Annotated in this window: 7 protein-coding genes and 1 pseudogene; all 8 read left to right on the plus strand. The window is 72.0% G+C overall.

Translation table 11 applies throughout. The features are described 5' to 3' along the window. Positions 1-64 precede the first annotated feature (64 nt). Positions 65-1,111: a translation initiation factor IF-3 gene (infC, locus tag CWC38_RS01775; RefSeq protein WP_240624991.1), complete on the plus strand. Its 1,047-nt coding sequence runs from the start codon at positions 65-67 to the stop codon at positions 1,109-1,111. 119 nt (positions 1,112-1,230) lie between these two features. Continuing rightward, positions 1,231-1,428, plus strand: coding sequence for a 50S ribosomal protein L35 (gene rpmI, locus CWC38_RS01780; RefSeq protein ID WP_016998296.1), 198 nt, complete (start codon positions 1,231-1,233; stop codon positions 1,426-1,428). A 95-nt stretch (positions 1,429-1,523) separates the two neighbouring features. Beyond that, positions 1,524-1,910: a 50S ribosomal protein L20 gene (rplT, locus tag CWC38_RS01785; RefSeq protein ID WP_121845124.1), complete on the plus strand. Its 387-nt coding sequence runs from the start codon at positions 1,524-1,526 to the stop codon at positions 1,908-1,910. A gap of 8 nt (positions 1,911-1,918) precedes the next feature. Beyond that, on the plus strand, positions 1,919-3,082 hold the full coding sequence (locus tag CWC38_RS01790; protein WP_121845125.1) for a TrmH family RNA methyltransferase: 1,164 nt from the start codon (positions 1,919-1,921) through the stop codon (positions 3,080-3,082). After that, on the plus strand, positions 3,079-3,540 hold the full coding sequence (locus tag CWC38_RS01795) for an NUDIX domain-containing protein (protein ID WP_276309547.1): 462 nt from the start codon (positions 3,079-3,081) through the stop codon (positions 3,538-3,540). Before CWC38_RS01790 ends, CWC38_RS01795 begins: the two co-directional genes overlap by 4 nt. After that, positions 3,537-5,048 (plus strand): DHA2 family efflux MFS transporter permease subunit, encoded by a 1,512-nt coding sequence (locus tag CWC38_RS01800; protein WP_276309548.1) that lies wholly within the window; start codon positions 3,537-3,539, stop codon positions 5,046-5,048. Before CWC38_RS01795 ends, CWC38_RS01800 begins: the two co-directional genes overlap by 4 nt. 147 nt (positions 5,049-5,195) lie before the next feature. Then, positions 5,196-6,254 carry a phenylalanine--tRNA ligase subunit alpha gene (gene pheS / locus CWC38_RS01805; protein WP_121845126.1) on the plus strand — a complete coding sequence of 353 codons (1,059 nt, stop codon included), beginning with the start codon at positions 5,196-5,198 and terminating at the stop codon, positions 6,252-6,254. 4 nt (positions 6,255-6,258) lie between these two features. Then, positions 6,259-6,970, plus strand: a pseudogene (locus CWC38_RS01810) (phenylalanine--tRNA ligase subunit beta); the annotation flags it as partial.

Below are 6,970 nucleotides of genomic sequence, written 5' to 3' on the forward strand. Positions count from 1 at the left end.
GAGTCATCGGTCCCAGTGTGGTTTCCAGCCTCCGCTCGCGCGTGCCGCAGCGGAGGTTTTTTCGTTGCGGTCCCGTCCGAACCACGGGGAAACCCACGAACATCAGGAGATCGGCATTAGCGAGCCACGCATCAATGACAGAATCCGCGTCCCGGAAGTCCGCCTGGTCGGACCTGGCGGCGAGCAGGTCGGCATCGTGCGCGTCCAGGACGCGCTGCGGCTGGCCCGTGAATCGGATCTCGATCTGGTCGAGGTCGCACCGAACGCCAAGCCCCCGGTGGCCAAGCTCATGGATTTCGGCAAGTACAAGTACGAGGCCGCGGTCAAGGCACGTGAGTCCCGCAAGAACCAGGCCAACACGGTCCTCAAGGAAGTGCGTTTCCGGCTGAAGATCGACACGCACGACTACGAGACCAAGGTGGGCCACGCCAAGCGCTTCCTCTCCGCGGGGGACAAGGTCAAGGCCATGATCCAGTTCCGCGGTCGTGAGCAGCAGCGCCCCGAGATGGGCGTCCGTCTGCTCGAGCGGCTCGCGAACGACGTCGCCGAGGTCGGTGCCGTGGAGACCACCCCCCGCGTGGACGGCCGCAACATGGTCATGGTCATCGGCCCTCTGAAGAACAAGGCCGAGGCGCGTGCGGAAGCACGCAAGCAGGCGCAGCGCGAGAAGTCCCAGGCGGACAGCGCGCGCAAGCAGCGGGTGGACACCTCGTCCGCCGAGTCCGTGACCCAGTCCATCGGGGACGCGTTCCCGGAGGAGCTGCGCCGGGCGGCGTCGGCACCCGAGGCGGAGGCCCCCGCGACCGAGGCGCCGGTGGAGAGCGCTCCGCTGGCCGCCGAGGACGAGGTCAAGGCCACGGTCGCTCCCGCGAGCGAGGGGACGCAGGACGCCGGGCAGCCCGAGCCGGTGGAGGCGTCCGAGGCCGTCGCGGAGAAGGCGCCCGCCGAGCAGGAGGCACCGGCGGCGACGTCGTCGGCCAAGCCCGTTGCCGACAAGCCTGCCGCGAGCAAGCCGGCGGCGAAGCCCGCCGCGAGCAAGCCTGCCCCGGCCAAGCCGGCGGCGTCCGCGCCGAAGCCCGGGGCGCCCAAGCCCGGGCCCGCCAAGAAGTAGCGCGAACCGAGAATTGACAGCGCCGGGCGTGTGACCGCCCGGCACCAGCGTGGTCGTGGCCGAGTGCCGCGACCCACCGGTGTGCCCCACACCGGTCGACGGAGAAGGAGACGGCCACCATGCCGAAGATGAAGACCCACAGCGGAGCCAAGAAGCGCTTCAAGCTCACCGGCTCGGGCAAGGTCAAGCGCCAGCAGGCCAACCGCCGCCACTACCTGGAGCACAAGTCCTCCCGCCTGACCCGCCGTCTGGCGAGCGACCAGATCGTCTCCACCCCGGGCGAGGCCAAGGCCATCAAGCGGATGCTGGGCAAGTAAGCCCTTCCTGCCAGACCAGTCAGCACCACGTCGCTCGGTGAGCGGCGGCAGTCATCTCCCGGGAGCACCGGGACCAGATCGTGAGGAGTACACACGTGGCACGTGTGAAGCGGGCAGTCAACGCCCACAAGAAGCGTCGGGAAGTCCTGGAGAAGGCGTCGGGCTACCGCGGTCAGCGTTCGCGCCTGTACCGCAAGGCCAAGGAGCAGATGCTCCACTCGTACACCTACTCGTACAACGACCGCCGGAAGAAGAAGGGCGACTTCCGTCGGCTGTGGATCCAGCGCATCAACGCCGCGTCCCGCGCCAACGGCCTGACCTACAACCGCTTCATCCAGGGCCTGAAGGCCGCTGAGGTCGAGGTGGACCGTCGCATGCTGGCCGAGCTGGCCGTCAACGACGAGAACGCGTTCGCGGCCCTGGTCCAGGTGGCCAAGGACGCGCTGCCGGAGGACACCTCCGCGCCCCGCGCCGCCGCCTGAGTGCAGCTGTGACGTTCGTCGAGCGCCTGGAAGACCGGTTGCTGTCCAACCCCCGAGCCGATCGGGTGAGGGACGTGGCCGCGTTGACCAGGCGCTCGACGCGTTCCAAACGGGGTCTGTTCCGCGCCGAGGGGCCCCAGAACGTGCGGGAGGCGCTCCGCCTCGCGCTCGCACCCCCCGCGGGCCAGGACCCTGCCGAGCTGCCGGTCCTCGACGCCGTGTACGTCACCGGCCCGGAGCTGGAACGGCACCCGGAGATCGCCGCGGACCTCGAGGTCCTGGAGGCACGTCGCGACGTCTTCGTGCGGGCGGTGTCCACCGAGGTGCTCGCGGCCATGACGGACGCCGTGACACCGCAGGGCATGCTCGCGGTGTGCCGCACCCCGCGCCCGGATGCAGAGCGGGCGGCCGCCACCGCGGACCTGGTGTGCGTGCTCGTGCGCGTGCAGGACCCGGGCAACGCCGGGACGGTGGTGCGCGCCGCGGATGCCGCGGGCGCCGGGGCCGTGGTGTTCACCGCGGGCAGCGTGGACCCGTTCAACCCGAAGGCCGTGCGCTCCAGCGCCGGCTCCCTCTTCCACCTCCCGGTGCTCACCGGGGTGGACCTCACCGACTTCTCGCGATCCGCGCACGAACGCGGGCTGCAGCTGCTCGCCGCGGACGGCCACGCGTGCGTGACCGTGGACGAGCTCGCCGACGCCGCCCTGCTGCGCCACGTGGGTGCCCGCCCCGGTGCCCAGGCGGATGTCATCGGCGGGACGCACGACGACGCCGCCCCGCACTCCGGACGCGCCACGGTCGCCCTGGAGCGGCCCACGGCCTGGCTGTTCGGCAACGAGGCCCAGGGCCTGAGCGCCACCGAGCGGGAGCTCGCCGACCTCGCCGTGGCCGTCCCGCTGCACGGCCGCGCCGAGTCCCTCAACGTGGGCACCGCAGCCACCGTGTGCCTCTACTCGTCCGCCCGGGCGCAGCAGCGGCGCACTCAACCGTCCATCTCGACAGCGGTCGCGCGGGACGCGGCCGGAAGCCCTCGGCACGGCGGCACCGACGCGCTCGGCGGAGCACCCGCGCAGGACGGGAGCCACGCCCCCGTGGGAACCGAGACGCCGGCCGGTGCGGACGCACCCGCCGGCCCCGGCGGCGTCGTCCCCGGGGCCGGGGAGCCCCGGTGACCGCCGCCGCGGAGCACGTGACCCGCGTGGTGGGCGCCGCGGTGCTCGACTCCGCCACCGAACCCACCCGTGTGCTGGCCGCCCAGCGGTCCTACCCCGAGTCCCTGCGCGGGCTGTGGGAGTTCCCGGGCGGCAAGCAGGAACCGGGGGAGTCCGCGCGTGGCGCGCTGCTCCGCGAGTGCCGCGAGGAGCTGCATGTGGAGCTGGAGCTGCTGGAGGAGGTGCGAGCGCCGCAGCCGCAGGGGTGGCCGCTCGCGGGCTCGGCGGTGATGCGCGTGTTCACGGCCGTTCCGACCCACGGGGCGGACACCGGTCTCAGCGCGGGCGAAGACCACCTGGCCGTGCGGTGGCTCCCGCTCGCGGACCCCGCCGCCGTCCTGTCCCTGCCGTGGATCCCCGCGGACCTGCCCATCGTGGCCGCCCTGCTGGAGCTGCTGCGACCGCGCGTGACCCCGTGACCCGGAGCCGCACGGAACCGCCGGGTACCGGGACCGACCCGCGGGCGTGGCACGCCCTGTGGGCACTGGTGATCGGCTTCTTCATGATCCTGGTGGACGCGACGATCGTCTCCACCGCGATCCCCGCCATCACCTCGGGTCTGCACACCGACATCTCCGGGGTGCTGTGGGTGACCAGCGGCTACCTGCTCGCGTACGCCGTGCCGCTGCTGGTCACGGGCAGGCTGGGTGACCGCTTCGGCCCGCGCACCGTGTACCTGTGGGGGCTCGCGGTCTTTACTGGGGCGTCCCTGTGGTGCGGCCTCGCGCAGGACGTCACCGGCCTCGTGGCCGCGCGCGTGGTCCAGGGGCTGGGGGCGGCGTTGATGTCGCCGCAGACCATGACCGTGATCACGCGGATGTTCCCGGCCCGCACGCGCGGCTCCGCGCTCGGCATCTGGGGTGCCACCGCCGGGGTCGCCACCCTGGTGGGGCCGCTGCTGGGCGGTCTGCTCGTGGACCTCGCAGGCTGGCGGTGGATCTTCTGGGTCAACGTTCCCGTGGGGATCTTCGCGCTGTGGCGGGCGGCGGTCCACCTCCCGCGGCTGCCGTCCCGCAGCCACTCGTTCGACGTCCTGGGCGTGCTGCTGTCCGGGCTGGGCCTGTTCCTAATGGTCTTCGGGATCCAGGAGGGCCAGACCTACCACTGGTCCACCGTGTGGGGGCCCGTCACCATCCCGATGGTGATCGGGGCGGGTGCCGTGGTCTTCGCCGCGTTCCTGGTGTGGCAGCGGGTGACACCCGCGGAACCCCTGCTGCCGCTCAGCCTGCTCCGGCAGCGCAACTTCACCCTGGCCAATGCGGCCACGGCGGCGGTGAGCCTCACCGTGAACTCGATGATCATTCCCGCGATGCTGTACCTGCAGGTGGTCCGCGGGCTGGACCCCACCGCGGCAGCCCTGAGCTACGCGCCCATGTCCCTGCTCTCCGCCGTGCTGGCCCCGGTGGTGGGCCGTGCCCTGGCCCGAGTGTCCCCGCGCTCGCTGGCCCTGCCCGGCATGCTGGTGATGGCGGCCGGGCTCGCGGTCTACGCGTGGAGCCTGCGCCCCGGCACGCCCGTGTGGCTGCTCGGGGCGCTCACGCTCGTGATCGGTCTGGGCAGCGCACTGATCTGGTCCCCCGTGTCCCTGACCGCCACCACGGACCTCGCACCGGACGTGGTGGGTGCGGGGTCGGGTGTCTTCAACGCCACGCGGCAGGTGGCCGCTGCGGTCGGCAGTGCCATGATGGCCGTGCTCATGCAGGCCCAGCTGGCCGCGAACCTCCCGGCGGGCGCGGGCTCTGCGGAGCTCGGGGCAGCGGGCCGACTCCCGGAGGAGCTGCGCCCGGGCTTCGCCCTGGCCATGACGCACTCCCTCATGCTCCCGGTGGTGGTGCTCCTGCTCGGGGCGGTGGCCATGGCGTTCTTCCGGCCACCCGGCTCCGGGCGCTCGGCGGCTCCGGCACCGGCCACCACGGGCACGGAGTGAGCGGGTCCCACCGCGGCGTCGCGGCCACCGGCATCCACTAGACTGACCGTGCCCGCCCGGCCCCCGGCCGAGGGCCCCACACGTGACCCGCGCCACCGAGCCGTCGGGATCCGTGACACCCGTCCGCGAGCAGGAACGCGAGAAACCATGTCCGAGAGCACACCGTCCGCCGCGGTGGACCCCACCGACGAGGCCGGGGTCACCGCCGCCGTCGAGCAGGCGCTGCGCGAGATCCAGGCCGCCGCCGATCTCGCGGAGCTGAAGACCGTCCGTCTGAACCACACCGGGGAGAAGTCCCCTCTGGCGCTGGCCAACCGTGCCATCGGCGGGCTGGACAAAGCCGCCAAGGCCACGGCGGGCAAGCTCGTGGGCCAGGCCCGCGGGCGCGTGAACAAGGCGATCGCCGCGCGCACCGCGGAGCTCGAAGAGGAGCGGGACGCCCGCATCTTCGTGGAGGAGGCCGTGGACGTCACGGCGGCCACGCGGCGTCGTCGGCTGGGCGGGCGGCAGCCGCTGAACACCCTCATGGAGCACATCGGGGACATCTTCGTGGGCATGGGTTGGGAGGTCGCGGAGGGCCCGGAGCTCGAGCACGAGTGGTTCAACTTCGACGCCCTGAACTTCCAGCCGGACCACCCGGCGCGCCAGCTGCAGGACACGTTCTTCGTGGACCCGCCGTCCTCGCACCTGGTGCTGCGCACCCACACCTCGCCCGTGCAGATGCGCTCGCTGCTGGAGCGCGAGCTCCCCGTGTACGTGGTGTGCCCCGGCAAGACCTACCGCACGGACGAGCTGGACGCCACGCACACGCCCGTGTTCCACCAGGTGGAGGGCATCGCCGTGGACGAGGGACTGTCCATGGCGGATCTCAAGGGCACGCTCACGCACTTCGCGCGCACCATGTTCGGCCCGGAGGCCGCCATCCGGCTGCGCCCCAACTACTTCCCGTTCACGGAGCCGTCCGCGGAGCTGGACGTGTGGCACCCCACGGCCAAGGGCGGCCCCCGCTGGATCGAGTGGGGCGGCTGCGGCATGATGCACCCGAACGTCCTGCGGGCCGCGGGCATCGACCCCGAGCGCTACTCCGGCTTCGCGTTCGGCATGGGCATCGAGCGGACCCTGATGTTCCGCAACAACGTCCCGGACATGCACGACATGGTCGAGGGCGACGTCCGCTTCAGCGAGCACTTCGGGATGGAGATCTAGAGCAATGCGTATTCCTTTGTCATGGCTGCGCGAGTACGCGCCCGTCCCCGAGGACGCGACCGCCGAGGACGTGCTGGCCACCCTGGTCAAGGTCGGTCTGGAGGAGGAGGACGTCCACCGTCCCACCGACTCCCTGTCCGGGCCCATCGTCGTGGGCCAGGTGCTCACCATGGAGCCCGAGACCCACTCCAACGGCAAGACCGTGAACTGGTGCTCCGTGCGCGTGGTTCCCGAGGGGCAGGAGCAGACGCTCACGGGTAAGGGCATCGACCCCTCCGGTGTGCAGGGCATCATCTGTGGTGCCCACAACTTCTCGGTCGGGGACAAGGTCGTCGTCACCCTGCCCGGCGCGGTGCTGCCCGGTGACTTCCGGATCTCTGCGCGCAAGACCTACGGCCACACCTCCGCGGGCATGATCGCCTCCGTGCGCGAGCTCGGCATCGGGGAGGACCACGACGGCATCCTGGTGCTCTCGCGCCTCGGCCTGGACCCCGAGGTGGGTTCCGACGCCATGGAGCTGCTGGGTCTCTACGACTCCGCCGCCGAGGTCAACGTGACCCCGGACCGCGGCTACGCGTTCTCCCTGCGCGGCATTGCCCGCGAGTACTGCAACGCGGTGCGCGCGCCCTTCACGGACCCGGTCGAGCAGCTCGCCCCCACGGTCCCCGCACCCACCCAGGACGGCTTCCCGGTCACCATCGACGACGCCGCCCCCG

The sequence above is a fragment of the Kocuria tytonicola genome, assembly GCF_003687455.1.
Classification (GTDB): domain Bacteria; phylum Actinomycetota; class Actinomycetes; order Actinomycetales; family Micrococcaceae; genus Kocuria; species Kocuria tytonicola.

Coding starts and splice junctions, on each gene's coding strand:
- pheS (WP_121845126.1), top strand. CDS start 5,196: ATGTCCGAGAGCACACCGTCCGCCGCGGTGGACCCCACCGACGAGGCC.
- rpmI (WP_016998296.1), top strand. CDS start 1,231: ATGCCGAAGATGAAGACCCACAGCGGAGCCAAGAAGCGCTTCAAGCTC.